Below are 26,116 nucleotides of genomic sequence, written 5' to 3'. Positions count from 1 at the left end.
ATGCTAGTCAGTGCCGGGGGAACACCGACTAGCTGGAGATGATATTCCTAACCTAAGGGTTATCTTAGTGGTTAGATTTTACCGACTAGGTCAATTGAAGGAGCTAATGTTTCTTCACCTGGCTGCCATTTTGCAGGACATACTTCGCCATCGTGAGTTGCAACATATTGTGCAGCTTGAATTTTACGAACTAGTTCAGAAGCGCTACGGCCAATACCTAGGTCATGAATTTCAGCGACTTTAACTTGGCCTTCTGGGTTAATCACAAAAGTACCACGTAGTGCTAAACCGTCTTCTTCAATCATCACACCAAAGTTGCGAGTGATTGCGCCAGTTGGATCACCTATCATTGGGTAAGTAATTTTACCTATAGTGTCTGAACTTGAATGCCAAGCTTTGTGAGTGAAGTGAGTGTCAGTTGATACTGAGTAAACTTCAACGCCCATTGCCTGTAGCTTCTCATAATGATCAGCCATGTCGCCTAATTCAGTTGGACATACGAAAGTGAAGTCAGCTGGGTAGAAAAACACTACTGCCCATTTACCTAATAAATCTTGTTCAGTAACGTCAACGAAAGCACCATTATGGAATGCAGTTGCTTTGAACGGTTTGATAGTGCTATTGATGATAGATTGTGTCATGTCATGCTCCATTTAGATTTACATTAAACCCGATACCAATATGGTTTCGGTGATGATAAACAAACTGTGCTCGTCATCTGATGTAGCTATAATAGCGATGGAGGCTAACTAAGTATAACGGATAAAAACTATCACCCTAATCGGTTTTTCATATTGAACTATCTTTGAGAGACTATTTGTATGAAGGGTATAAATCATCAACACCGAGTACGCTTGAAAGCTGGTACTCGATTAATGATGTTTATTGGTGGATGTTATTCCCAAGGACCAAATCGTGTCAGTACGCGGCTAACATTAATATCGAGCTTTTGTGAAAGGGCTTGTAAATCTTGCTTATTATTTGCGGCAGAAAAACAATTGGCTTTATTGGTGGCAAATACCACCCAATTCCCACCACCGGTTAAACAAGCAAAGACTTGATTAAAATGCTCATGAAGCGTGTCACGTAACTGTAAGTCTCGACTGTGTTCTTTCCAACAATTTAATACTAAAAAGCCATCCGTTTTAAGCAGCTGTTTTGTTTGCTGAATAAATTGGTTAGACAACTGTTGTTTATCTACGCCTTTGTCGCTGTAGATATCAGCAAAAATAACATCGACTTTTTTATGCTCTGCTTGGGCTAAAAAGACATAGGCATCTTGGTGCACTATGGTCAGTTTTTTACCTAAAGGTAATTGAAAAAAGCGTTTAGCCACTTCAATAACTTGTTGGCGCAATTCAACTGCAGTAATTTTAATCGCTGCATCAAAATGCCTAAGGGAATGCACGAGTGCACCACCACCTAAGCCTAAAATAATCACACTTTTGGGTTGGCTGAATAACAGCACTGCTAACATGGCCTGAACATAAGTATGTTGCGGTACATGAGGTTGACTCTTATCCATCTTACTTTGCTCATCATTATCACCAAATGATAAGACCCGATAGTCGCCATCGTCGAGCACACAAAAATCACCAAACCGATCACCGTCGACGTGCAATACTTTATAATCAGACATACTTCACTCTGTGAGGAGTCTCGCCAATACGTGACAGCAAGATTTTTCTACTTTAAAACCTTATTATACCCCAGAATACACTATAAAGTTGGCGACAAGTGATACAGATAACTCGCAGAATTAAATTAATACGACCAGATAGGAAATCGACATGTTTAACCATTTATTGATGATAATTTTGTATTTGGCGGTGTTCTTTCTAGCCCAGCGACAGGTCAAAAAATGGATCCGTCAGCAAGCACAAAAGAAACAAGTCAGCGAGGTTCGTAGCCGTTTGATTACTCGTTTAATTTCTTATTTGTTGTTCTTTGTGACGATATCCGTCATGGCGGTGTCATTAGGTTTAGGCTATCAAGAGGTGTCGCTATTTGTGTCTTCAGCCTTTGCGGTATTGGGCGTGGCCCTATTTGCTCAATGGTCGATATTGAGCAACATCACTGCTGGTGTATTGATCTTTTTTGCATTTCCTTATCGAATTGGCGATCGCATAAAAATTGTCGATAAAGAAGAGGATATGAGTGGCATTATTGTCGAAATCAGTTTGTTTCACGTATTGATCAAACGGGATATCGGCGATGTGATGACTTACCCTAACAGCTTGATGCTCCAAAAAGCGGTGATTAAGTTACCCGAACCACGCCACCCTAGTTCACTTGCAACAAGCAACAAAACCAAGGCGAAGATTAATGCAAGTAGAGCAAAATGGCTTAAGTAAGCTTTTAGCGTATACCCAGTGGTGTGATTCATATCTGACTAATAGCAACCAATGCTCTGCTGTCTTAGCCATGTTGACCACAATTTCGGCTGAATAATGCCGTAATAAGTAGAGAATCGATACATAATCTTATTAACATTAACTGGGCTTATGTATCGAATAGAATAATGCCTGCTTTATTTAAGCCCATATTTATACTCAGACTTAAGCTCTGCGCAGACATATTGCGGTGCTAGTTTAATACTCGATGGAAAAACGCTACGGCTTGCAAGTACATCTGCAACGCTAAAGCGGCATCAAAACGCTCACCTTCATCGCGCATAAAAGCGTGTTGAGCATTGACCTCAAGCCAAGTAAAGTTTGCATTCACTTGTTCAAGCTTTTGATAAATAAGCTTACGACCTTCTTTAGTCACATGTGGATCTTGTTTACCAAAGACCATCACTAACTCGCCTTTTATGCTGCCAGTACGAGCCAATGAATCATTGCCCTCTTTACAAGGTAATGTATTGGAATGAATATCTGTAGGATACAAACAAAAAGCCCCGCTAATATCAGGATTAAGCGCTGCTCGATAGGCTAAATGACCACCAATACATACTCCCATAGCGCCAACTTTATCACTGCAAAATGACTGTGCACGCGCAAAATCGACAAGCGCCTGAGTGTCACTGTCATGTTGTTCTAACGGCTTAGCCCACTTGTCTGCATTACCTTTATCTTTACCTGCGTCGTCATACGCCAACACAGTTCCGATAGGGTTGAGCTCATGAAACACTTCGGGTACTAACACCACAAACCCATGCCCAGCCAAGATAGCAGCAGATCGAGCTATCGGAGCAGTTTGCTGGAATATTTCTGAGTAGAAAATGATAGTCGCAAATTGGCCTTTAGTATCCGGACGATAAAGCGTGGTACGCATCAAGCCCGTGGCCGTTTTAATATCGTGAATTTCAGTTGTTGTAATCATAATATTCCATTTATTTCACACTATACCCAACACAAGGCTCTACCCAACATAATGGCAATTGCCAGCGTATGTCCTATGCATTAGTAAGCTGATGTTTGTCGTGAGTTGGTATTAATGAGCTGCTATTACTGCTCACTATAACAAATTAAAACAGCTCATTATTACAAACTTGCCCTGTGATCAACTGAGTCACATTGGTTAATGTTGTTGAGGCGATCGAGTTCAGCGCTTCTTCAGTTAAGAAAGCTTGGTGACCGGTAAAAATAACATTGTGGCAAGCCGATAAGCGGCGGAAGATATCATCTTGAATAATTTCATTTGATTTATCTTCAAAAAACAGACCTTTTTCATTTTCGTATACATCAAGTCCTAATGAACCAATTTTGCCATCTTTTAACGCTTCCATGGCATCCAATGCATCTAATAGTCCACCGCGGCTGGTATTAATCACCATCACACCTTGCTTCATTTGATTAAAGCTAACGTTGTTGAGTAAATGATGATTATCTTTGGTCAATGGACAATGCAAACTGATGATATCGCATTGAGGATAGAGGGTTTCTAATGAAACATATTCGACACCAAGATCAATAACAGCTTGGTTTGGATAAGGGTCAAATGCTAATACTTTACAGCCAAAACCTAATAAGATTTTAATGGTGGCTAGGCCAATTTTACCCGTACCTATCACGCCAACGGTTTTGCCAAACATATTAAAACCGACAAGCCCCGATAAAGCAAAGTTAGCGTCACGAGTGCGCTGATAAGCTTTGTGGATTTTACGATTTAACGTCAACATGAGTGCCACTGAATGCTCAGCAACAGATTCTGGTGAATACGCGGGCACATTGACCACTTTCATGCCTAAACGCTCAGCAGCCACTAAGTCAACGTTATTAAAGCCAGCACAACGCATAGCAATAATTTTTGTGCCACCTTTGGCCAACTCAACTAATACTTCTTCACATAAGGAGTCATTGACGAAAGCACAAACAACTTCATAGCCTTCCGCTAGTTTGACGTTTTGCATGCAAAGTCGGTAATCAAAAAATTCAATATCAACCTTAAAAGTTTGGTTAATACTGGTGAAATGGCGAATGTCGTAAGGCTTGGCGCTAAAAAATCCAATTTTCATAGGTATCCAAATTTACTAATAGCGAATTGATGAGCAAATCATCAATATGATCAGCCCCTAGATATGAATTAATTGTATGTGAATTAACGGTTATTGTCGTCAATATCACACTGAATAACGATGAAGTTGTGATCTAGATTCTCTCTGGTGAAGAGCCTTTAAGGATAGTGACTGGCAATTCAGTGGATTTGGTCATACCGATAATAAATCTGTCCCGTTCGCCACACTAATATTCCATGACCATAATTAATATTAGAGTCAAATACTAACCATATTGAAGGAAATAAAATTTGATCCACCAGCAATATAATCACATTGATAATAAAAAGAACTGCTGCGTATATCACTGTTTTTACATATTGAAATTGCTAATATTAGCGCAATGTTATTAAGCCCACGACACTATGAATCATAAAAAAAAACTACCAGTCTCAAACCGTCGTTTTTGGATCGAACGGATCAGTAAAACGTCATTAAGAGCACTGCATATTATCGGTATAGTGGGCAGTGGCGGCGGTATTATCTTTAATCTTGAATTATCTCTATGGCTTAATTATTGGATTATAGCGATTACATCTGGCGTACTGCTAATGAGTTGGGAAATCATTAGAGATTGGCGCTGGTTAATCCAACTCAAAGGAGTATTAACCTTATTTAAAATCATATTGTTAGGATTTTTTATTCAAATAAGCCAATGCTATTCTGAATTAATCATCTTTATTATTTTATTATCTGTTATTGTATCTCATGGACCCGCCGGATTGCGGCATTATTCGATAGTGCACCGGAAGGTGATTCAGAGTAAAAAAGAAATAAAAGGCTAATACCCAACTATAAATGACTTTAAGGACATGGGATGTTCCCTTACCCAGATCAATATCGCATAGCAATGCCGCCAATGACGACCGCTTTTATGGTGGCGTGGGCAATAGTGACTCACGCCATTTTTGCTGATGCTAGTCCATTTTCGCTTTATCCTCTGCTGGTGCTATTTCCCGCAGTGATCGCCACACACCTGTATTTAATTTGGTTAGCAAAAGGCATGAGTCGACTTGATCAATGTTTTTATGCATTAGTGCATATCCCGCTCGCATTTGTCGTGTGGACGTTCACCATAATGCACGTTAACGGCAATGCATTCTCTTAAGTCGCCACTTCTCAGTACCATTCTATACTTGCACATCATAAGCCCTAACGGTATCTTTGCCGCGAATTGACTCACGAGAGCAACTATGGCTGATTTCATATACAACCCACCCACCAGCCCTTGGCTGGATATTTTGTATCAAGATAAAGATATTCTGGTCGCAAACAAACCATCTGGACTGTTATCGGTACCGGGAAGAGAAGCCATTTATCATGACAGTATTTATGCGCGGGTTTTAGCTGAACACCCTAATGCCCAAATTGTACATCGCCTAGATATGGCAACCTCTGGGGTGATTGTCGTCGCACTTAGACGCAGTGCAGAGCGCGAATTAAAACGTCAATTTCGTGATAGAGAAACGGCCAAAACTTATTATGCTCGGGTTGCCGGCCACATGAAGCCTAGTATCACTCAGGTTGATTTACCACTCATTTGCGATTGGCCTAATAGACCCAAGCAAAAAGTCGACCACGCCATTGGCAAACCTTCGGTAACACTTGTCGAAGTTGTCAGTTACGGTGCTAAATCAACGTTAGTAAAACTCACCCCAATTACGGGACGTTCTCATCAACTGAGAGTTCATATGATGGCGTTAGGGCACCCGATCCTTGGCGATGGATTCTATGCCGATCCTTTAGCAAAAAGCTTATCACCTAGGTTACTGCTGCATGCGGCAGCATTATCGATAACTCATCCATACTCACGACAAGTAATGCATTTTGAAGCAGCCGTCACGTTCATGACGCCAACAGATGAACAGTAAAAATTAAACATTATTAATAAATATGTGGATTGTAGTAGCTATTACGCAATGAAAGTCGTAGATTTATGGCCAATTAATGGTTTGTTAGGCTTAATATCGTGGATAGCTCATTTCATCGTGATGAATTAGACAATCATATTCTTACCGCACTGATGCAAGATGCCAGAACACCTTTTGCGGAACTGGCGAAACGTTTCAATGTCAGTGCAGGGACAATTCATGTTCGCGTTGAAAAAATGAAACAAGCTGGCATTATCACCGGCGCACAAATTACCGTTAACCCCAAAGCACTGGGTTATGATGTTTGCTGCTTTATTGGCATCAATTTAAAAAGTGCTGGCGATTATCCAGCAGCGATTGCCAAGCTAAATGAATTAGAAGAAGTGGTAGAAGCATATTATACCACTGGTAATTACTCAGTATTTGTAAAGGTAATGTGCCAATCTATCGATGGATTACAGCATGTGCTGATTAACCGTATCCAATCAATTGATGAAATCCAGTCTACTGAAACACTTATTAGCCTTCAAAACCCTATTGTCCGATCGGTAAAGCCCTAAATCATTGAGGGCTTAATCTCTTTCCCCATCTGTATTACCTTCAGAATTGTCAAACGCTACAAGAGCATTTCGTAACCTAAATCACAAACCTACACATACTTATTAACAATTAATTGCCTTTTTTTTAAATCGGAGTGTTACTTTTGTTAATTCTTTGTGCTACAAATGCTGTTGATGCACCACAGAGTGCAACACATAAGCAGAAATTAATATAAACACCATCACTTAATATACATCGTCTTAAAACGATATCCTCCCCCCACATTGAGTGATGTATAAAACAAGGAAGAAGTTGTGAAGACAAAATTAGCTCTAGCCATTTCGGCTGCACTGCTAACTAGCAATGCATATGCCCAAAACAATAACACTATCAATCAGGTTTCTCTTCAACCGACAAATGCAAAAAACCAAATTAATCAAACTGGCTCTATCAGTGGTCTAAAAGATCAACAAGATAGCGTTACTGGCCAAACTACATTCCAGTGGGCTAAACATGATCGAATTAAACCAGATTTAGGCCCATTAGAAGCTAAGTACAAACTCACTTTTGCTGCTGATTTCTATTTAAATCGTGTTGCTGGAGTTTCTACTAATAAAAATACCAATCTAAAGCCTGTACTTGCAAGCGTGCATGAAAATCGCACAGGTGCATTTATTGCCAAATATCAGCAAGAATATCTAGGCATTGAAGTATTCAATCAATCCATTAATATTCTAATGGATAAAGAATACAATTTAGTAGCCTCTTCAGGTAGATTCGCTTCAGCAAACGGAGAGAATAGCCGATTTATCAATGATAATTTTGGTTCAGCGGCAACAGCTGTCAAATCGGCATTTTCAGCTATGGGAGGTAACAACCTTTCAGTATCAGAAAATAGCACCCATTCTAAATACACTAGCTTTACTGTTACTAACGCTGATGACAACAAATTTGTTAAAGGTACGCCACGAACTAAAAAAGTCTACTTTGAGCATAAAGGTAAACTTGTCCCATCATATTATGTTGAGCTTGAGGTCGCTGATGCTGAAAGTGTTGATTCGGAATATTATAGCTTCGTTATCAATAGCCAAACTAATGAAATATTATTTAAGCACAACTTAACAGCGCAAGACTCAGCATTTAATTACCGAGTCTATGCGGATGAAACCGGTGTGCCTTGGGATAGTCCTCATGGTAATGTAGTACCTGCAGCCAGCGAAGATCAAGTTGACGCAACAGCTTATTTAGATGCACCAATGGTCACTATTAGTTCAGGTCCAATTAGCACAAATGATGCTTGGCTAACAGAAGATGCAACTACAACTAACGGCAATAATGTGTTTGCATATGTTGATGCTATTGCACCAGATGGCTTTAGCAATGGCGACTACACCGCGGCAACAACAGCCGCAATGACTTTTGATTACAAGTACAATACAAACGAACTTGAAAGCTCCGTTAATAATCGTAAAGCTGCAATTGTTAACCTTTTCTACATTAATAACTATCTACATGACACCTTCTATGATCACGGTTTTGATGAGGCATCAGGTAATGCCCAAGCGCTTAACTATGACCGAGGTGGTGAAGAAGGCGATGCAATTAACGCTGAAGTTCAAGATAACTCAGGCTTTAATAATGCCAATATGAGCACACCTGCTGACGGTGGCTCACCGCGCATGCAAATGTATTTATGGGATAGCAAAGATGCGATTGTTGGTGAGCATTATGGAGTCACCGTTACATCTGATGCAGGTATCGGTTTATTAACGTCAACACAACGTGCAAGCTTTGGGCAAGGTCAATTTGATATTGCTGGTGATGTTGTTCGCTTAATAGATGATACAGCACCATTAAATGATGGTTGTACCGCGGCAACAAATGCAGCTGACTTAGCGGGTAAAATAGCCATTATTGACCGTGGGGTTTGTGGATTCACAGCCAAAGCACTTGCAGCACAAAATGCTGGCGCAATTGCTGTGCTAATCGCTAATAACTCAGGTACAACTGAGCCTGCACCAATGGGTGGCACAGATGACAAAGTTAAAATCCCAAGTATGGGATTATCAAAAGATGATGGCGCCAAAATTTATGCACAATTAGATGCCGATGTAGCAGTATCTATTTCAATGTTTAACCAAAAACCATATAAAGCAAGTTCATGGGATAACGCTATTGTCGCTCATGAGTGGGGCCACTATATCAGTAATCGTTTAGTGGGTAATGGATCAGGCCTTATCAACCAGCAAGGCCGATCAATGGGTGAAGGTTGGGGTGATTTCCACGCACTATTGTTAATATCTGAAGCAGATGACGCAATGATCGCTGGCAATGAAATGTTCCAAAAACCTTACGCGGCAATTACCTATGTTGCTTCATTCTATGAAGGTATTCGTAACTATCCATATAGTACTGATATGGATATAAACCCACTAACATTCTTAAATGTTGAGTTAGGAAAAGGCACGAGTGCAGATCAAGATGGAAACGCTGAAGTTCATGATGCAGGTGAGCCTTGGGCTGCAATGCTTTGGGATAGCTACGTTGGCTTAATTAATGATGAACGCCATACGTTTGAAGAAGCCCGTAGTCTAATGATGGATTACTTAGTTGCTGGATATAAATTAACACCTATCGCTCCAACTTATACAGAAGCGAGAGATGCACTTCTTGCAGCGGCATACGCTAATGATGTTAAAGATTATGAGATCATCTTAAATGCATTTGCTCGTCGTGGTATGGGACTTGGCGCAGTTTCTCCAGAACGTTTCAACACTAAACATGAAGGTGTTGTTGAGTCTTACGAAACTAAGCTAGCAACCTTTGCTGTAACAAGTAACACTCTTGACGCTAACTATGAAGGTATGACAGTCGGGTATTGTTCTCGCGATGGAATTGTCGACAAAGGTGAAACAGGAACAGTTAGCTTTACGGTGATGAACAAAGGCAGTGAAGCATTCGAATCTATTGACGCTATAGTTGAAGTGACAAGCGGACAAGATGTAACATTCGCAAATGATGGTAAAATCACGTTTAGTTCTGTTGATTTATTTGCTGAAACCACAAGTAGCCCAATTGAATTCACATTAAATGAAGCTGCAACTGCTGATTTACTTGAGTTTAAAGTTTCCTTCCCTGATTTAGCTGAAGAAATTGAAACTAGTGAATACCAGTTCTCGACAATAGTTAACATGGACTTCAATGTTAAAGCTCCTGTAGGCAATAGCTCAACTAGTGATATGGAAGATGTTTCAGGTTTAAAAGACTTCGTTGAAACAATATACTCTGGTGGTGATTTAGCTAAAGGTACCGGCAATCTTGAATCACAATATGCCGCCTACTTCCCAGTTGATAGCCAATATTTACGTATAAAAAATAATGGCTTTGAATCTGATGTTGCATATGAAACCAATAAAGTTACTGTTGGTTATGCTGGTGATTTTGTAATTAGCTGGTTCCAATATTTTGAAATTGAAGAAAACTGGGATGGCGGCGTCGTAGAAATCAGCGTTAATGATGGTGATTGGGTCGATGTGACAGATATGGAAGGTACTTTTGAAGGCCCTGGCTATAGCGGAGAACTAAAAAACTTGCTACCAGGTCGTGAAACATTTACTGGTTTCAGCCCATTCCCAGGTGGAATGGAATCAGTGAACTTCGGAACAACACTTAATGGCAATGAAGTACGTTTCCGATTCCGCATGGTAACTGATACAAACAGTAATGAGTTTGGCTGGGTTATCGACAATATTAAATTCTCAAATATTGTAACTCCAGTTTTTCATGAGTTAGTCGCTGGTGACACATTTGCTTGTGAAAACAGACTACCAAACGTGTCGATTGCAGCTAATGCTACTGAGGTTAAAGAAGGCGAGCCAGTAAGCTTCACAGCTACAGCAGTAGATGCAAATGCTAGTGATGCTTTAACCTATATCTGGACACAAACGTCAGGAACTGCAGCGACATTGACAGGTGCAGATTCTGCTACATTAAGTTTCACAGCACCACTGGTTAGCACTTCTTCTGAAACATTAGAGTTTACGTTAACCGTGAATGATGGTGTTGCAGATGTCGTGACTCCAGCCTCAATAAAAGTGAATGATATCCCGGCAATTGTTACTCCTCCATCATCAAATTCTAGTGGTGGTTCAATTGGATGGTTAGGACTATTACTATTACCTATTGCTGCGCTTCGCCGCCGTAAGTAACCGAGCGTCGATTGAAAATCAAAAAGCCACAGTAATCAGTACTGTGGCTTTTTTCTCTAACAAATCTAAGACAAAAACTAATATGTTTTGAGCTCATTTTTAGGACTGTAATCAATTTCTAATTCAACAGCGCTATACCGTGGATCACCGGATAACTTTGTATACCAGTAATATAAATCTAATTCAGCTGATTTAGCGGTTAGTTGATAGGTATCGTCTGCTAACTTTTTGATATCAAAATCTGGTTGTAATTCCTTTGGCTCAATAGTCGAAACAACAACCAAAGAACCTTTAATCATGCCAAAACTATTAATATCCAAATTATAAACTGACTGATTCGCTTTTAAAACTCGACTTTTAGTCGTAAATTTTTGTTTATTAAATTGAATTGTATACTTAGACTGTTCAAAACTACCATTTTTATTCTTAAGATTAATAGAATCAGGACTTTTTACAATCGTTTCCTTAGGCTTATTTTTATCATCAGCCGTTAGAGTTGCCGACGCTGGAGAGGTTATAGTTTCACCATTGTCGGAAAACTTCGTCGTTTCATCAGCACTACACCCATTCAATGCAGTAAATAACGCTACAATTATAATTTTTTTCATGTTAATCCTTATGTAAAAAAATGATATAGTACTAATCATATAACAACTATTAAATCTATAAACTCAATGCTGACTAAAACAATCGTTGCCAATTATATATGGCACACCAAATCATTGAAATGTTACCACTAGACTGATTTTAGCAATCAACGTAATAGGATACGACGCCCCCCGATTAATAACCTAAAAATGAACTCGAATGGAATAAGTACAGTGCACTTGCAGATTTCATTGTAGCGACTATTATGAGGAATAAAAATAATCTAGTCTAGAATAATTCAACATCTGCTTTTATGCTCTCTGTGTAATTGGCTAAAATAAATCTGATAACTAAAAGCTATTAAGTGGTTACACATGCCCTTTGTTATCTCCAAAAATGCTTCTCTAAATTTAATGTCTCACCATAACACTATTTTATATAACCTTTAAATTAATACCTTATTATATTCAACCTTAATACATCCAAGTTAATTCCGCACAAAAACATTAACTTACAAAGACATAACGATCTATAATCGATTAGTAAAAAATCCAGATATTAAATTAATACGGCTATTACAATTAAAAAATGTACATTTTATTAATAAAAAAACTAATTTCAACATAAAACTCAAACATTAATCATACTCATTTACTATTAACCTTTAGACCATATTAGCTTAAATCAATATGTTCTCATATTTTATGTTCTTACTAACTGAACAGGTTAATTATATAACCACTATTAGACACATTAAGCCGCCATTGGTAATAGCCGTGAGGAATGAATAGTTTGACTGTAGCCAAATGATATAAAAACTAGCTAATATCAGCTGTTTTTTCTATTGGGAAAAATATAAACTAAATAACATTCATAAACTGGGCCTTAAACATTTAAATACTCAAATATCAACACCAAGCCGTTGTCTTATATCGATTTTACTTGTTTGAATCGAGCACATTTTTTTATGATAAATGTTACAGCCCAGATCAGCCTTTAGTTGAGTGATAGATTTACCTACCACCGACTTCATTACGGGCTCGAACCAACCTTGAGTAGATTTGGCGATTTTAAGTATTGATATAATGCTTGAATAGTAAACTTAGTAGACTAGCCCAGCTTAACCCTTCGTCCAAGTGCTGCGCTCATGCCGTTGCCACTAAAAATCAATTGTGTTTGCGCACCGCGCCGCTATTTCAAGTCTTTTACCTTGAGCACTGTCCAAGCTTTTACTTGTTTCTTCTCAGAGTAGATAGCTCGGGTGATCGTTGGATTAATTTGCTTGGTTGCAAGCATCAGCTAGAAGCCATTGTTGAGTTAGATATCGACCATATATTTCAGCCAAGTCCTGATGGAGTGCACAAAGATCTATCTTGTAATAAGACTTACTTAAAACGCATGAAATTTTCTGGTAACGCTAGGCAAGATACAACTTGCATAAAATAGAAAACTCGGCTTTTCGCAGTTGCTTTGAAATGACTTTAGGCCGCGCCTGCAAAGGCCTCCATATGGATATCGTTAAAGCTTCGATGCAAACCAGCGATAGCGTCGACCTTTTCATCACCCAGTGTAGAAACCAGACTAGAAGCAAGATCTAAAGGGCGAATATATCGCCGTCTCTTACAGAAACCTGTTCTTGGCAGTTTCATTCAACCAATTTCATCAAACAGTTGTCTTAGATGTTGGCTTGCATCGATAATAGTCATGGCTTTTGGGTTGGTGATTAGATTGTGTTTAGCGACTTAATCTGCTCATACCAAGAGCCTTTCTTCTATCTTTATTTATGCCTGTGCTAAAGATTATGTCTATGAAATAACGTTAACTATTCCTCTTCATCTGATTCATCAGCATGAGCTGAAGCCTCAAACATCTCAATATTGGCTAATTGTCCAAACCAGAAATCTGAACTGACCATCTTAAACTGACGTGATAAGCCTTCACTTGTAACAGATTCTAACTGCCATAATATGCCAGTTGCTTCTGGAAATTGTGTGCCGGTAATTTGATCTTCAAACAATCGATGTAATAACACATCGGGAGATAGCCCTGATGCTAAAAGACGTACCATAGATGCATGTAGCGACTGATCAAATATGCTTAAATCGTCTGCATCTGTTGCGGTCACATTTACCATAAACTCAACACCGGTAGGCTCAGCAAAGACACCATTAAAAGCTTCTCTCAATAATGCATAAGCACTAAAAAAGCCTTCATGAAGCAAGCAATCAGAATATTCTTCCCACATCCTGTCACCAATCATGTCATTACTTAACTGGTCAATTTTACCTTCTGCTAATTCAGTGAATAAATGAGTTAAGACAATTTTAGCGGCTTCGGTGGCCTCTAAATCATTTAAAGACATCATGCACATTTCTCTAAGTTCAGACTCCTCCATATCATCTAAGCCATCATTTAAGCCCATAATAGCCATCAATTGAAGGTAATCTTTATTTGACCAGGCGTTAGGGATCTTGTTGATTTTACGAAAAGAACCAATTTGAACATTAAATTGTGCTGTCATGGAAACTCCTTCAGGTGAGCATCAAAAATTGACGCACATTAGCCAAACTAAAGCCCTGCATGTAAGAGCGCAACACTAGATCGATTTAAAAACAAAAAATGTGAGATAACAATTTACCGATAAGAATATAACCCACTGATAGTAAATGCTTTATATTATCTAAATAACACATTAAGCGTTATATTAAACTTTGTTTATATGGTATTAATTTAGTTAAAAATTAAACATCATATTGTAAGCTATTCTTTGAATTAAATATGAAACAGCCAGATAGTAGGTCATTGTTAGCGATGACAATTAGATGAACAATGAACATTATCAATGAACAACTGACCTACCCGAACCAGATATATCACTGCTACGCTTGTCTTTAATGGCCAAGTCTTATGGCCAACGTTTTAACTTCATTTCAATATCATCATTCTGCTCATTAGGCGTCCATCAAGCATTATATTGATAGAACAATGTATCGCGATAACAAGCAGTAACGTATTTTTTAGCTCTTTATTTGCTCCAGAAAAAAAAATGACCCTTTATGTCGATATCTATTTTATTTTTAACTTCTATAACGCGTTCCATTAGTTGATCATCCCAACAGTTAGCGTCGTTATGCTCAGCTCAATTTGAAGTCGCTATCATAATTATCTGAACTCTGAATAGGCAAATGTGAACCTTAGTCGCTATAAAGCAATAATACTCAGGCTTTACAATGAGCTCACAAGCCAGCAATAACGTTTTGCAAGTCAAATTATACTTACTGTCTAGAGGTCGTATACTGGCGTTGCTAAAAGGAGGTATTATGGATTATCATTGAATTATAGGCATAAAAAAGCCCCGTTCGATTAAGAACAGGGCTTTAAATAATGGTACCTGAGGTCGGACTCGAACCGACACGCCGCGAAGCAGGGGATTTTGAATCCCCCATGTATACCAATTTCATCACTCAGGCAAAGACTTGTAAGCTGTATTTAGCTTTGCAAAAAAATCTGCTGTACGCAAATATCTTTGCAAAACTAACCACTCAATTAATCAACTTATGTTGTCACAATTAAGTGTTGGCGATTATACCTTTGCATTTAATAATCGCAAGTACTTTACCTATTATTTCTATAAAAAACACTCAATTGCTCAAAAGTCATTCATAGTGCCAAATAACAATGGCTGATGGTTTTTGTGAGCTAATTAGCAGTTTCACACAAATATAACATTATCACTGCTGAAGATTGATCAAGATCAGTATCACGACAGAGTTTTGACTTTATGATGATCATGATTTCACATTCCAGAGGATAAATATCATGGCATTTTGGTTAGATTTAATGTTTGGTAACGCAATAGGATTACTATCGATGACTGTAATCTTTTGTACCTTTGGAATAATGTCTTATCTAATGTGGATGTTTATTGTGAAGTCTGCACCTACTAAGTGAGTCTCTAACTAGGCTAAGTATTTTACTGCTTATTATTTCATGATCAATATGGATTCTTCCTTGCGAATCATACATTGGCGATAAAACACATGGAGTGTTTTTATGTCAAGTTGGGGGCTATATGGCCCCCATTTTTTTATTTATACCAATCAAATACTGCACAAAATATTAAATTAAGCGGCATGCTTGCGTGATTGAACCAAGCCATTAATAAAATGTGGACGTGTTTTGATTAGATAGGTCATTTCCTCAGCACTCGGCTCACCTGCTGGTAAACGTAATACATCGCGATTTAAATAATTTCGCGCCGGCATCGATATCTTGTATTCTGCCGTTGGTCCTTGAATCGCATAGTGACGCTCATTTCCAAGCATCTCAAGTATACTGCTATGAACTAGATTTTTAACTGCTAACTCATTTTGCGGTAAGGTTAAAATAGTCTGTCCCTGTAAAAAGAATTCGCGTAACAAGGCTCTTTCTGCCGGGTCGAGTAGCTTCACTTTTGCTTCGATGGTTTCTACTGTGCGTTTTTGGCGAAAAAAAACAATAGACTCATCAACCACAAAGGCAAAAATTTGACTTAAAAAATACGCGACTCCCATTATTAATCCTAAGCCAATAAACTGACCATATTGATTGACTAGGTGATCTAACGATAAAAACGCCAGTAAATCTTTAGGCGCAAACAGTAAACTAGTACATGTTACAACAACCCATGTCATAGCACTTACGAATAAACGTTTGCTATTAAACAACTTTATTGAACCTACTTTTATTTTCATCATAGCTTACCCGCAGTGTCAGATTTTTGATCATACTGACTTAAAGCAAAATATATGCCATAAAAAACATCACTAACATTATCTTTATTTACACCATTTCAATTCCATATTAGGACATTCAAGCTATGCTTGAATAAAATTCAGAAAGTTGGAATTAACACTAGCGCAACAAGCTGTAAGCTCGTATTTTATATGTCACTCATCATTGATCATTAATCACATTGAAGAAAATATGCTGATATTCATACGTCAATTGCTCCAGAGCCCTATTGCCCGAAAGTTAACACTGTCTATCGTGGTGTTTAGCTCTTTGATTACGATTGTGACGACAGCTTATCAGCTTATAAGTGATTATCAGGAGGATGTGAATAGAATTGATCGCGTATTTTCAAGTATAGAAGCGGTAAATTTAGAAGTATTAGCATCCAGTGTTTGGGTAATAGACGAAGACTTAATTAACACTCAACTCTATGGTTTAAGCCAATTACCTGACATTAAATATATTTCTATCCGTGATGACAGTAATCAAGAATGGCATTTTGGTGAGTATCAGAAAACGGCCGTTATCGAAAAGCAATTTCCGTTGATTTATACCAACAATGAAAATATTCCTGTTGGGACCCTTACAGTACAAGCCGATCTCAATGCCATTTATGATCGTCTGTATAATAAAACAATACTGATTTTACTGTCCAACGCGATCAAAACCTTCTTCGTTGCAGGTTTTATTTTGTTTTTGGTCTGGTTCAATGTCACCAAACATCTGCGCCAATTAAGCCAATATTGTGATGAAATTAGCTTAGACAACCCCTTTACGCCCTTAAATTTTAACCGTAAGCCACAACGTGATGAGTTCAGTTTAGTCGCCGAAGCCGTCAATACAATGCAACAACAAATTCGAGGGTCTTATCAAGATCTGCAGCAATCAAAAGTCGATTTAATGCATGCCGTTGAAGATCGAGATCGCTTACTATTATTAGAGCGTAGTTATAAAGATGAACTTGCTCGCCAAGTAAAAGAGCAAACCAGAGAACTTGAACAATCACTGCAAATGTTAAAACGAACACAACAAGTGCTGATAGAAAAAGAGAAAATGGCCGCATTAGGAGGATTAGTTTCCGGCGTCGCCCATGAAATTAATACCCCGATAGGTATTTGTCTAACGGCTGCAAGTTCACAATTGGCTTATGTAGAAGATCTGATCGAGCTTATCCATAGCGATCATGCCACATTAGAACAAATCAATGGGATTTTAGAGCAATACCAAAAAAGCAGTCAGTTAATTGTGAGTAATATCACTCGTGCCAGTTATTTAATCCAGCAGTTTAAATCTATTGCGGCAGAACAAAGCCAAGAAAAATACACTCTATTTAATCTTAATCACCAATTACGCGATATTACCGACTCAACCTTAATGATATTTTCGCCGCAAAAGGTTGAGATAACAGTCAATATTGATGAGCAATTGCAGGTTTACACTAATTCCAGCCTACTCTCCCAAGCTATTAATAACGTGATATCAAATGCATTTTTACATGCATTTAAAGATACCTCACAAGCGAAGATCTGCATTAATGTAATAACTAAACCTGACACTATTGATATCGAAATTCAAAATAATGGTGCGCTTATTCCAAGTGATATTGCAGAGCATATATTTGAACCCTTCTTTACCACCGCTCGCCACAAAGGTGGCGTCGGCTTAGGGCTCGCAGCTGCATTTAATGCAATTACGCAGATAAAAGGTAGCATTCGCTATGTTGCTATGTCACCCCTTGGAGGACCTATGTTCGTGATAAGCGTGCCGCGATAACATCAGTAAAGCAGCACTTAACGATGCTAAACTGTTCTCGCGGCTAATTTACTCAGTACACGACTCACAGCAACAAAAGCAAATGTTCCCGTCACCATAGTAATGGCGCCAAAACCAGAAGCGCAATCCATCCGCATACTGCCTTGTGCTGTTTCCTTAGTGTTGCATACGCTGCCATCAGCTTGAGGATAGACTAGATGTTGGGTCGAAAACACCGCATCTACCGCAAAGCGGCGCTGAATATTTTTAGTAAAATTATAATCTTTACGTAATATGTTGCGCACTTTTGCCAACAATGGATCTTGTACTGTTTTAGCCAAGTCAGTCACTTGAATTAAGGTCGGATCGGTTTGGCCGCCAGCACCACCAATAGTCACTAGGGCAATTTTATTGCGCTTACACCAAGCAATTAAACCTGCTTTAGGTTTTACCGCATCAATACAGTCAATCACATAATCAATATCACCACCCTGTGAGGCTGGCTTAAAATACTCCGCCAGATTGTCTAAAGTAATAAAATCTTCTACTTCATTAACCACACACTCGGGATTGATTTCACCAATACGTTTTGCCATAACCTCGACTTTTGATTGGCCGATAGTAGAGGTTAATGCATGTATTTGGCGATTGGTATTGGTAACACAAATATCGTCTAAATCGATAAGGGTGATCTGTCCTATACCACTTCTCGCTAGGGCTTCAGCGACCCAAGTTCCGACGCCACCGATACCCACAACCACCACATGTGCTTTTGAAAAAGTCGCGAGTGCTGTTTGGCCATATAAACGGCCGACACCAGCAAAACGATGAGTATAAGATTCTGACAACATTGGTTACGCCCTAATTAACGACTATTTTTTTCGCGGCTAATTTTAAACGATTTATCGCCAAAGCTAAACGTTTGTCACGATTTGCTCGACATGAATCTGATTAAGGTGGCGGTTCAAGTTATTCATAAGCATCTGATGTAAGCATTTACTGATAATGCTCCACATCAACTTGGATAAGTGTTGCGATAAAGCAATCAAAAATAACCTGTGGTTAAACTATCCAAATAAAACTGACACTTTAGTTACTAAAAAGTGGATTGATACCTCAAGAGCACGTCTATTACGAATTAATACAAGCAATTAATCTTCGCAATAAGCCAGGAACAGCATTTTGTAGTGGTCAATAAAGGCCTCACTCTGGAGGTAATCAAATATAAATGGGTCGCTCAAACTAATCGATTATCACAAAACGCTTAAAAAATGCTTAATTTATGACCTTATTAGACTAAAGAGATCAATTTATCATTCAATATTCGCGATGATTAAATTAACATGGGCTAAAATACAATTCTGCAACTTTTGTGGTTGAGCGCTAGCCGATTTTACATAAATAGGTACGCCCCTAAGAGGCAGATTTAAGACATATATTGATTTAATTACACAGATGGTCGCTGATATCACAGATTTATCGACAAAATTTCAAGTTGGGCTTGTTTATTTGATCTAGCCCACACTATGAAGGAACTAAATCTGTGAAAATCTGCACCAGATTGTTACAGAATTAAATCTGCGACAAACTTCACTAACTAAAACCATGAAAAATGGAATATAGAACATAACGTTCTAGGGAGCATGAAAGATGAAAAAAACCTTAATCTCTGCATCGGTAGCATCAGTACTCACATTAGTTTCTTTCGCTACACTTGCTGAAGGCCCAAGTTTCTATGGTCGTTTAGATTTAGCTGTGACTAATTCTGATAAAGGCGCTACAACTCAAAATGGTAAAGAAGGCACAGTATTAGAAAACAACTTTTCTAACTTAGGCGTAAAAGGTAGTGAAAAGTTTGCTAACGGTATTGAACTGTTATACCAAATGGAATTCCAAGTTGAAAATACCACTCAAACTGAAGGCAAAAATGGCAGTGACGAAGTCGTATTCAAAGCGCGTAACACATTCTTAGGTTTAAAAAGTGACGCTGGTACTGTGTTAGTCGGCCGTAACGATACAGTATTCAAACAATCTGAAGGTGGCATAGATTTATTCGGTAACTTTAACGCCGATATCGATCGTATGATTGGTGGCCAATTACGTAGAGCTGACGGTATTTGGTACTACTCACCAGTGATTGCTGGTTTAGTCACATTAAACGCAACTTATTTAATGGATGACAACTACGAAGGTTCAGATGAAGACCAATATGCATTAAGTGCAACCCTTGGTGACAAAGGTCTTAAAGCACAACCTTATTATATTGCTGCAGCTTATAACACTATTGGTGGTATTGATGCTTATCGTGGTGTGGCGCAAGTTAAGCTAGGTGAGTTCAAGCTTGGTGGTTTATACCAAAACACTGAAAGCCAAACCACTGATCAAGAAGGTGATTCTTTCTTCCTTAACGTATCTTACAACCTAAACGGCGTAAACTTAAAAGCTGAATACGGTCAAGATGAAGCTGGTTTTGGTAGTTACTACAAAAATATTAAAGAAGCGACAGGTACAGACGTAAATATCACTCAAATTACTGTGGGTGCTGACTATCGTATCTCTAAGTCAACCTTAGTTTATGGTCACTATGCTATGTATGAAGGCGACCACAAAGTCGGTACTGCTACTGTTGATTTAGAAGATGACAATATCTTCACTGTTGGTGCACGTTACGACTTCTAATCATAGTGCTAGCCGCTTCGGCTTAACAGCATAAATGATTAAAAATGCCAGTCTATGTAGACTGGCATTTTTGTATTTGTAATACCATCATTACGATGTGGTCATCAGATGTTAAACAGTGATTTAAAATTAGGCTGTTGCACTTTACGATTAACAACCGTCAGCTAAGCAATCACTTGATTGAACACTTCAACATGATGTGACTCAACCAACTCTGGCATCACATGGTGAAAATAATGCTCAATCGCATCTTTAGCGCAATGTTGATCAAACGCAGCTCGGTCGACAAACTTTTCCACAAAGGCGACTTTATTGTCATCATCAATACTGATATTCAGTTCATAACGAATACAGCCTAGCTCACGTCGAGTATCTGGAACTAAACTTGCCAATGCAGCCACTAAGGCATCGCGCTTTCCTGCTTTAGCGGTAAACTGAGCGACACAGACAATTTGTTGGGTGTTTATTGCGTAATCTGACATTATTTTTCCTTACATTAATAAATTAACAGCATATCTAAGTGCTCAATCCCATCTTCAAGATACACAGCAGAATTAACCACGAAACCATGCTGTTGATAAAACTGACGTAAATAATCTTGCGCACCGATTTGGATATTGTCATTGGGCCAATGTCGTTTGGCAATACTAATAGCTCTTTGCATTAATTGATTAGCAATCCCCTGACCCCGTGTTACTTTCGCCACAGCAACACGGCCAATACTGGCCTGAGGATAACTCAGACTAGGTGCTAACACACGACTATAGGCCACAACATGGCCAAGCTCGTCCAGCCCAAGTAAGTGCCTTGTTTGCGGGTGTTTGTCTTTACCATCTAACTCAGGGTACGGACAATTTTGTTCCACCACAAACACATCAACTCGAAGTTGTAATAACCCATAAAGTTGTTCCAGCGTCAATTCAGAAAAGCCAACATCTACCCATTGTAATGTCATCACAAACCTTATTTATCCCTGCTCTATACGCCATATTAGCATGATTAATGTATCTCACTAGGCTCATCTGATGGGCTTTTTTCTGGGGGTTTTCGAATAAATAATACTGCAAAGACTGCGATAAAAAGAAAACATGCCATAATAAAAAACACATCATTATAGGCTTGAATATACGCTTGTTGCGACATGGTTTTAGCAAGTAAAGCATAAGCTTGCGAGTTAGCGCTTACAGCGTCCGAGCCAGCAGTTTGTAATATCGAACTGGTGTGAGCGATATAATTATAGGCTTGCGAACTTACGGCGGGTAACGTTTCTTTTATGTGTGCCAAATGCCCCCTTGCCAGGTTATCGGTTAACGTTGCCACCAAAGCGATACCAAACGCCCCACCTAAATTACGCATCACATTGAGCACAGTCGATGCCGAAGCATTTTCATGTGGTTTTAAATGCATGGTCGCCAAAATACCAATAGGAACTAAGATAAACGGTTGCCCCAAGGCGCGTACTATTTGCGAGGTAATCATCTGATCGCCCGCATAATCAAGAGTCATATTGCTATTCATGTAATAACTGGTGGCAAATAAAGCGAATCCAAGTGCAGCCAAATAACGCGGATCAAACTTCTGCATTAACTTAGGCACTAAAGGTAGCACCAGTAATTGTGGAAAACCCATCCACATAATGACTTCACCTATTTCTAGCGGAGTGTAGTCATGAATTTGTGATAGATATAAGGGGATCATGTAAATGGCCCCAAATAATGCCATACCGAGTAAAAAGTATGCCACGGTAGACAAGGCAAAATCACGCTGAGCAAGCAGACGGATATTGACTAAGGGTTGTGCTTTACGTAACTGAATCCAAATAAATAGACTGATATTAATGGCGGCAATTATCGCGAGGTTACGAATAAGATCTGAACCAAACCAGTCTTTACGATTGCCCTCTTCTAGCACCACTTCTAGGCAACCCATACCCAGTGCCATCGTCACAATACCGGAATAATCAGCATCTTTTAACTTTTCCCAAATAATGGGTTTGCGCTCTAAACCATAAGCTAACATCGCCATTACCAATAAGCCTGGCGGAACATTAATATAAAATAAATAATGCCAACTAAATTGCTCAGTTAACCAGCCTCCCAGCGTCGGCCCAATAGAAGGGGCAAATGTGGCCGTCACCCCAAACAAAGCCATACCCATAGCACGTTTATTGTCAGGTAAGCACTCAAGTATGAGTCTAAATGCTAACGGAATTAATGCTCCACCGAAGAACCCCTGCAAGGCACGAAAAGCAATCATCGACTCAAGGTTCCAAGACAAAGAACATAATATCGATGCCAAGATAAAAGCCGCTGTGGTCCAGAGTAAATAACGTCGAGTCGATAATCCGGTACTTAACCAACCCGAAAGGGGAATCGCGATCATCTCCGCCACTAAATAGGCGGTAGCAATCCAGCTACCCTCCTCTAAAGTGGCGCCTAAACTACCTTGGATCTCTTTCATCGACGCATTGGTGATTTGAATATCCAAAATCGCCATAAATGCACCAATTAGGCCGCCCGCAACGGCTATCCAAGATCGGACACTACCACGCTGGTACCCAGTCGGTTTATCATCCTGTTTACTAGCAGAGCTAACTTCAGAAGCATTTACCTCTGCAGTTGATTGACTCATATTAATGCCCTGCTGCCGCTAACGTGGTTTGATCAGCGGACGACTTAGCCAGCGCCTGAGATTGAGCAGCAGATTCAGTATCGACTTCAACCACCGCACTCAGTCCAGGCAAAATACGTCCGATAGCAGATGAAGACGGCTTTCGTTCAAGCCGAATGCGCACCGGAATACGTTGAACAATTTTAGTAAAGTTACCGGTCGCATTTTCTGCAGGTAACAAGCTAAATTTAGAGCCCGATGCTGGAGCTAAGCTGTCGATAAATCCACTAAACACCTCATCAGGATAGGCATCTAAACTGACGTTAACGCTTTGTCCGGCTTGTATGTGCTCAATTTGAGTTTCTTTAAAGTTAGCCGTTACCCACACTTGAGTATCTGGTACTAAACTAAACAATGCCTGTCCCGGTTGAACATACTGGCCTACCATGGCACCACGCTTACCTATAATGCCTGAAAATGGCGCTGTAACGCGTGTATCAGCCAATTGAATATTGGCTAATTCGACACTAGCCTCAGCCTGCTTAACATCTGCTTGCACTTGCAATAGCTGAGCGTTAAACACTGATAATTCACGCTGTTTAGCCACCAATGCAGCTTGAGCTTCATCGACATGTGCCGAGGCAGAATCGAAACCCGCCTGAAGTTGGTCAACATCATTTTGTGAGCTGTAATTACTGACTTTTAATTTTTGTGAACGTTTTAATTGTTGCTGGGCGATTAACTGTTCAGACTGTGAGGCCACAACAGCAGCCTTAGCCTGATTAATTAACGCTTGCTGCAAATCAACCTTCGCCGCCAAGGTTTGCAAGTTAGCTTGCGAGCTGGCTAATAAGGCTTTACTTTGGGCTAGCTTGGCAACAAATTGGCTATCTTCAAGTTGAGCCAATAGTTCACCTTTGCTGACATGTTGATTATCTACCACGGTAGACTGGACAATATAACCTGGCACTTTGACACTGATATTAGAAATATCGGCCTCGACATAAGCATTATCCGTTGATTCTATAAATCGAACTTGTGACCACCAATAAACACCGGCAACAACTAATACAAGGATAATACTTGGCACTAATACTAAGCGCTTATTGATAGACATGTTTGACTCCTAATTTATTCTCGCCTAGTTTACTACTGTTTCCTTTAGTTTATTAGATAGTAAAAATATAACCCACTGTTCCACAGGTGTAACAATATGGATCTAAATCGTGTACAAATTTTCTCACAGGTGGTTGAACAAGGCAGTTTTACTGGTGCAGCCAAAGCTTTAGGGATCACCAAAGCCACAGTGAGCAGAAAGGTTGCTGAACTCGAAGCCGATGCCGGTGTGCTATTACTATTTAGAACCACTCGATCATTAAAACTGACCGAAGCGGGTTCGAGTTATTACCATCGCATCAGTAAAATTTTGCAAGATTTACAAAATGCCGAAGACTTACTCAGCGCAAGCCAACAAGACATTAAAGGCAATTTAAAAGTAATTTGTCCCATCGAGCTAGGTCAGTTATATCTGGGGCGGATTCTTGCGCGTTTTTTGGCGACTTATCCCAACATCACCATTGATGCAGAACTGACTAACCGCAAAGTGGACGTAATAGAAGAAGGCGTCGATTTCTTATTTCAAATTACCGAACAACACGATCCAAAGCTGCAAAGTTACTCTCTGGTGACCGCAAGCAGACAATTAATGGCAAGTCCAAGTTACCTTAAACGTCATGGAGCTCCCGCAACACCGCAGGACTTAATGAATCATACTGCAATCAAGCTTCAATCGGCCCATATTGATGGTGGCTGGCGTATTTTTGATGGCATCAAATGGCTAGATCTGGATCCACCAGCACAGCTGAAGGTCAATAATGTTACCTTTGCCCGAGAGGCAGCCATTGAAGGCCTAGGTATTACCGCGGTACCGGTTTTTATTGCTCAAGAAGCGATTGATAGTAAGCAACTACTGCCAGTATTAGAAGATTTCCCCATGATGCAAACTAAGGTCACACTCAGCTTTCCCAAGCGAATATATCTTCCACGAAAATACCGAGTATTCATCGAATTTTTATATGATGCCCTGTTTCAGCGTTGGGGAGATGGTGTGCTGGAAATCCCCGACTTTATAGTACAAAACAATCATAATTAAAGATGAGTTTTTAAGCACAAAATAATCTATAGGATATATAGATATTTTTAACTGACTAGGTGCTAGTATCAACTCAATAAAGTGATTAATTGAGATCGTAGAGGTCAGCTTTCGCACTATTAATTCGCAATATCAATGATAAGTTTGGTTCAGGAAATTGTTCAAAGGCTAGGTAAGTATTAAGCGACTGATCCATTGTCTGCTTCAATACTAACCACACACATTACATTTATTAGTCACGCATTATGCGCGCTAGGAGCTATACAAATGAGCAAAGAACGTAATAATTCAAAAGAAGCGAAGAAAAAACCGGCATTATCTTTAAAAGAGAAACGTGCAGTTAAGCAGTCAAAAAATTCACCTGAAAATTTTGCCAGCAAGATCAAATAATTTATGCGTCGTTTAACCTATAAATAGCTTGATGCAGGCATGCTGAGCACATAAA

The 26,116-nt window shown here is 39.3% G+C and carries 23 protein-coding genes and 1 tRNA gene; 11 read left to right on the top strand and 13 right to left on the bottom strand.

All coding sequences use genetic code 11. The features are described 5' to 3' along the window. Positions 1 to 71 precede the first annotated feature (71 nt). Together ahpC and ACED29_RS02765 are read right to left on the bottom strand one after the other, a co-directional pair. Positions 72 to 641 carry an alkyl hydroperoxide reductase subunit C gene (gene ahpC, locus ACED29_RS02770; protein WP_124017296.1) on the bottom strand — a complete coding sequence of 190 codons (570 nt, stop codon included), beginning with the start codon at positions 639 to 641 and terminating at the stop codon, positions 72 to 74. Positions 642 to 895: 254 nt separating this feature from the next. Next, complete coding sequence (locus ACED29_RS02765; protein WP_124017295.1) at positions 896 to 1,639, bottom strand: spermidine synthase; 744 nt, start codon at positions 1,637 to 1,639, stop codon at positions 896 to 898. Positions 1,640 to 1,790: 151 nt separating this feature from the next. On the opposite strand from ACED29_RS02765, the gene ACED29_RS02760 reads away from it, so the two are divergent. Then, on the top strand, positions 1,791 to 2,354 hold the full coding sequence (locus ACED29_RS02760; protein ID WP_124017294.1) for a mechanosensitive ion channel family protein: 564 nt from the start codon (positions 1,791 to 1,793) through the stop codon (positions 2,352 to 2,354). 232 nt (positions 2,355 to 2,586) lie between these two features. Here the strand turns inward: ACED29_RS02760 and ACED29_RS02755 are convergent, their stop codons facing one another. Continuing rightward, the gene (locus ACED29_RS02755) at positions 2,587 to 3,324 is read right to left on the bottom strand and encodes a dienelactone hydrolase family protein (RefSeq protein WP_273058376.1); all 738 of its coding nucleotides are present in this window, start codon (positions 3,322 to 3,324) and stop codon (positions 2,587 to 2,589) included. A gap of 145 nt (positions 3,325 to 3,469) precedes the next feature. Next, a complete protein-coding gene (locus ACED29_RS02750; protein WP_124017292.1) occupies positions 3,470 to 4,459 on the bottom strand; it encodes a 2-hydroxyacid dehydrogenase in 990 nt (329 codons plus the stop codon). Between the two features lie 404 nt (positions 4,460 to 4,863). Here ACED29_RS02750 and ACED29_RS02745 point away from each other — a divergent pair, with 404 nt between their 5' ends. From ACED29_RS02745 to ACED29_RS02725, 5 genes are all read left to right on the top strand, one after another. Continuing rightward, entirely contained in the window at positions 4,864 to 5,283 is a 420-nt protein-coding gene (locus ACED29_RS02745) for a hypothetical protein (protein WP_371696976.1), read from the top strand. 32 nt (positions 5,284 to 5,315) lie between these two features. Continuing rightward, the gene (locus tag ACED29_RS02740; protein WP_124017290.1) at positions 5,316 to 5,606 is read left to right on the top strand and encodes a hypothetical protein; all 291 of its coding nucleotides are present in this window, start codon (positions 5,316 to 5,318) and stop codon (positions 5,604 to 5,606) included. 85 nt (positions 5,607 to 5,691) lie between these two features. Further along, positions 5,692 to 6,369, top strand: a complete 678-nt coding sequence (gene rluA, locus ACED29_RS02735; protein WP_371696975.1) for a bifunctional tRNA pseudouridine(32) synthase/23S rRNA pseudouridine(746) synthase RluA — start codon at positions 5,692 to 5,694, stop codon at positions 6,367 to 6,369. Positions 6,370 to 6,467: 98 nt separating this feature from the next. Further along, complete coding sequence (gene asnC, locus ACED29_RS02730) at positions 6,468 to 6,929, top strand: transcriptional regulator AsnC (protein WP_124017288.1); 462 nt, start codon at positions 6,468 to 6,470, stop codon at positions 6,927 to 6,929. 294 nt (positions 6,930 to 7,223) lie between these two features. Then, a complete protein-coding gene (locus tag ACED29_RS02725) occupies positions 7,224 to 11,117 on the top strand; it encodes a rhombosortase-dependent M36 family metallopeptidase (RefSeq protein ID WP_371696973.1) in 3,894 nt (1,297 codons plus the stop codon). A gap of 77 nt (positions 11,118 to 11,194) precedes the next feature. On the opposite strand, the gene ACED29_RS02720 is transcribed toward ACED29_RS02725, so the two are convergent. From ACED29_RS02720 to ACED29_RS02710, 3 genes are all read right to left on the bottom strand, one after another. Continuing rightward, the gene (locus tag ACED29_RS02720; protein ID WP_371696971.1) at positions 11,195 to 11,725 is read right to left on the bottom strand and encodes a hypothetical protein; all 531 of its coding nucleotides are present in this window, start codon (positions 11,723 to 11,725) and stop codon (positions 11,195 to 11,197) included. Positions 11,726 to 13,527: 1,802 nt separating this feature from the next. Next, positions 13,528 to 14,226, bottom strand: a complete 699-nt coding sequence (locus ACED29_RS02715) for a hypothetical protein (protein WP_182723372.1) — start codon at positions 14,224 to 14,226, stop codon at positions 13,528 to 13,530. 864 nt (positions 14,227 to 15,090) lie between these two features. Next, a tRNA-Leu gene (locus ACED29_RS02710) sits at positions 15,091 to 15,175 on the bottom strand. A 349-nt stretch (positions 15,176 to 15,524) separates the two neighbouring features. Between ACED29_RS02710 and ACED29_RS02705 the strand changes: the two genes are divergently transcribed. Beyond that, entirely contained in the window at positions 15,525 to 15,656 is a 132-nt protein-coding gene (locus ACED29_RS02705; RefSeq protein ID WP_011635995.1) for a DUF3149 domain-containing protein, read from the top strand. 173 nt (positions 15,657 to 15,829) lie between these two features. On the opposite strand, the gene ACED29_RS02700 is transcribed toward ACED29_RS02705, so the two are convergent. Beyond that, positions 15,830 to 16,441, bottom strand: a complete 612-nt coding sequence (locus ACED29_RS02700; RefSeq protein WP_124017285.1) for a superinfection exclusion B family protein — start codon at positions 16,439 to 16,441, stop codon at positions 15,830 to 15,832. Positions 16,442 to 16,670: 229 nt separating this feature from the next. Between ACED29_RS02700 and ACED29_RS02695 the strand changes: the two genes are divergently transcribed. Continuing rightward, positions 16,671 to 18,251 (top strand): ATP-binding protein, encoded by a 1,581-nt coding sequence (locus ACED29_RS02695; RefSeq protein ID WP_182723363.1) that lies wholly within the window; start codon positions 16,671 to 16,673, stop codon positions 18,249 to 18,251. A 26-nt stretch (positions 18,252 to 18,277) separates the two neighbouring features. Here ACED29_RS02695 and tcdA read toward each other — a convergent pair whose 3' ends face one another. Continuing rightward, positions 18,278 to 19,081: a tRNA cyclic N6-threonylcarbamoyladenosine(37) synthase TcdA gene (gene tcdA, locus ACED29_RS02690; protein ID WP_371696967.1), complete on the bottom strand. Its 804-nt coding sequence runs from the start codon at positions 19,079 to 19,081 to the stop codon at positions 18,278 to 18,280. Between the two features lie 799 nt (positions 19,082 to 19,880). On the opposite strand from tcdA, the gene ACED29_RS02685 reads away from it, so the two are divergent. After that, positions 19,881 to 20,909 (top strand): porin, encoded by a 1,029-nt coding sequence (locus ACED29_RS02685; RefSeq protein WP_124017283.1) that lies wholly within the window; start codon positions 19,881 to 19,883, stop codon positions 20,907 to 20,909. A gap of 164 nt (positions 20,910 to 21,073) precedes the next feature. Here ACED29_RS02685 and ACED29_RS02680 read toward each other — a convergent pair whose 3' ends face one another. Genes ACED29_RS02680 through ACED29_RS02665 form a run of 4 tightly spaced genes read right to left on the bottom strand, consistent with a single transcriptional unit; the run spans position 21,074 to position 24,636 of the window. After that, positions 21,074 to 21,391: a putative quinol monooxygenase gene (locus tag ACED29_RS02680; protein WP_124017282.1), complete on the bottom strand. Its 318-nt coding sequence runs from the start codon at positions 21,389 to 21,391 to the stop codon at positions 21,074 to 21,076. Between the two features lie 14 nt (positions 21,392 to 21,405). After that, the gene (locus ACED29_RS02675) at positions 21,406 to 21,864 is read right to left on the bottom strand and encodes a GNAT family N-acetyltransferase (RefSeq protein ID WP_273060060.1); all 459 of its coding nucleotides are present in this window, start codon (positions 21,862 to 21,864) and stop codon (positions 21,406 to 21,408) included. 44 nt (positions 21,865 to 21,908) lie between these two features. Then, the gene (locus ACED29_RS02670) at positions 21,909 to 23,540 is read right to left on the bottom strand and encodes a DHA2 family efflux MFS transporter permease subunit (protein WP_124017280.1); all 1,632 of its coding nucleotides are present in this window, start codon (positions 23,538 to 23,540) and stop codon (positions 21,909 to 21,911) included. Between the two features lies 1 nt (position 23,541). Continuing rightward, entirely contained in the window at positions 23,542 to 24,636 is a 1,095-nt protein-coding gene (locus ACED29_RS02665) for an HlyD family secretion protein (protein WP_371696965.1), read from the bottom strand. Positions 24,637 to 24,732: 96 nt separating this feature from the next. Between ACED29_RS02665 and ACED29_RS02660 the strand changes: the two genes are divergently transcribed. Beyond that, positions 24,733 to 25,671: a LysR family transcriptional regulator gene (locus ACED29_RS02660; RefSeq protein WP_124017278.1), complete on the top strand. Its 939-nt coding sequence runs from the start codon at positions 24,733 to 24,735 to the stop codon at positions 25,669 to 25,671. 267 nt (positions 25,672 to 25,938) lie between these two features. Then, on the top strand, positions 25,939 to 26,061 hold the full coding sequence (locus tag ACED29_RS02655) for a hypothetical protein (RefSeq protein ID WP_011635985.1): 123 nt from the start codon (positions 25,939 to 25,941) through the stop codon (positions 26,059 to 26,061). The last annotated feature ends 55 nt before the right edge of the window (positions 26,062 to 26,116 follow it).

This window comes from Shewanella sp. 5S214 (assembly GCF_041439795.1).
Classification (GTDB): Bacteria; Pseudomonadota; Gammaproteobacteria; order Enterobacterales; family Shewanellaceae; genus Shewanella; species Shewanella vesiculosa.
Note: the sequence above shows the minus strand (reverse complement) of the source record. Positions and strands in the feature narration are given on the sequence as shown.

Bases quoted from the DNA above. Each gene is read 5' to 3' on its own strand.
- ACED29_RS02655 (WP_011635985.1), top strand. From the start codon at position 25,939: ATGAGCAAAGAACGTAATAATTCAAAAGAAGCGAAGAAAAAACCGGCA.
- rluA (WP_371696975.1), top strand. From the start codon at position 5,692: ATGGCTGATTTCATATACAACCCACCCACCAGCCCTTGGCTGGATATT.
- ACED29_RS02685 (WP_124017283.1), top strand. From the start codon at position 19,881: ATGAAAAAAACCTTAATCTCTGCATCGGTAGCATCAGTACTCACATTA.
- ACED29_RS02740 (WP_124017290.1), top strand. From the start codon at position 5,316: ATGTTCCCTTACCCAGATCAATATCGCATAGCAATGCCGCCAATGACG.
- ACED29_RS02720 (WP_371696971.1), bottom strand. From the start codon at position 11,725: ATGAAAAAAATTATAATTGTAGCGTTATTTACTGCATTGAATGGGTGT.
- ACED29_RS02745 (WP_371696976.1), top strand. From the start codon at position 4,864: ATGAATCATAAAAAAAAACTACCAGTCTCAAACCGTCGTTTTTGGATC.
- ACED29_RS02675 (WP_273060060.1), bottom strand. From the start codon at position 21,864: ATGACATTACAATGGGTAGATGTTGGCTTTTCTGAATTGACGCTGGAA.
- ACED29_RS02660 (WP_124017278.1), top strand. From the start codon at position 24,733: ATGGATCTAAATCGTGTACAAATTTTCTCACAGGTGGTTGAACAAGGC.
- ACED29_RS02695 (WP_182723363.1), top strand. From the start codon at position 16,671: ATGCTGATATTCATACGTCAATTGCTCCAGAGCCCTATTGCCCGAAAG.
- ACED29_RS02765 (WP_124017295.1), bottom strand. From the start codon at position 1,639: ATGTCTGATTATAAAGTATTGCACGTCGACGGTGATCGGTTTGGTGAT.
- ACED29_RS02665 (WP_371696965.1), bottom strand. From the start codon at position 24,636: ATGTCTATCAATAAGCGCTTAGTATTAGTGCCAAGTATTATCCTTGTA.
- ACED29_RS02680 (WP_124017282.1), bottom strand. From the start codon at position 21,391: ATGTCAGATTACGCAATAAACACCCAACAAATTGTCTGTGTCGCTCAG.
- ACED29_RS02760 (WP_124017294.1), top strand. From the start codon at position 1,791: ATGTTTAACCATTTATTGATGATAATTTTGTATTTGGCGGTGTTCTTT.
- ACED29_RS02670 (WP_124017280.1), bottom strand. From the start codon at position 23,540: ATGAGTCAATCAACTGCAGAGGTAAATGCTTCTGAAGTTAGCTCTGCT.
- ACED29_RS02705 (WP_011635995.1), top strand. From the start codon at position 15,525: ATGGCATTTTGGTTAGATTTAATGTTTGGTAACGCAATAGGATTACTA.
- ACED29_RS02715 (WP_182723372.1), bottom strand. From the start codon at position 14,226: ATGACAGCACAATTTAATGTTCAAATTGGTTCTTTTCGTAAAATCAAC.
- ACED29_RS02755 (WP_273058376.1), bottom strand. From the start codon at position 3,324: ATGATTACAACAACTGAAATTCACGATATTAAAACGGCCACGGGCTTG.
- ACED29_RS02700 (WP_124017285.1), bottom strand. From the start codon at position 16,441: ATGATGAAAATAAAAGTAGGTTCAATAAAGTTGTTTAATAGCAAACGT.
- tcdA (WP_371696967.1), bottom strand. From the start codon at position 19,081: ATGTTGTCAGAATCTTATACTCATCGTTTTGCTGGTGTCGGCCGTTTA.
- ahpC (WP_124017296.1), bottom strand. From the start codon at position 641: ATGACACAATCTATCATCAATAGCACTATCAAACCGTTCAAAGCAACT.
- ACED29_RS02750 (WP_124017292.1), bottom strand. From the start codon at position 4,459: ATGAAAATTGGATTTTTTAGCGCCAAGCCTTACGACATTCGCCATTTC.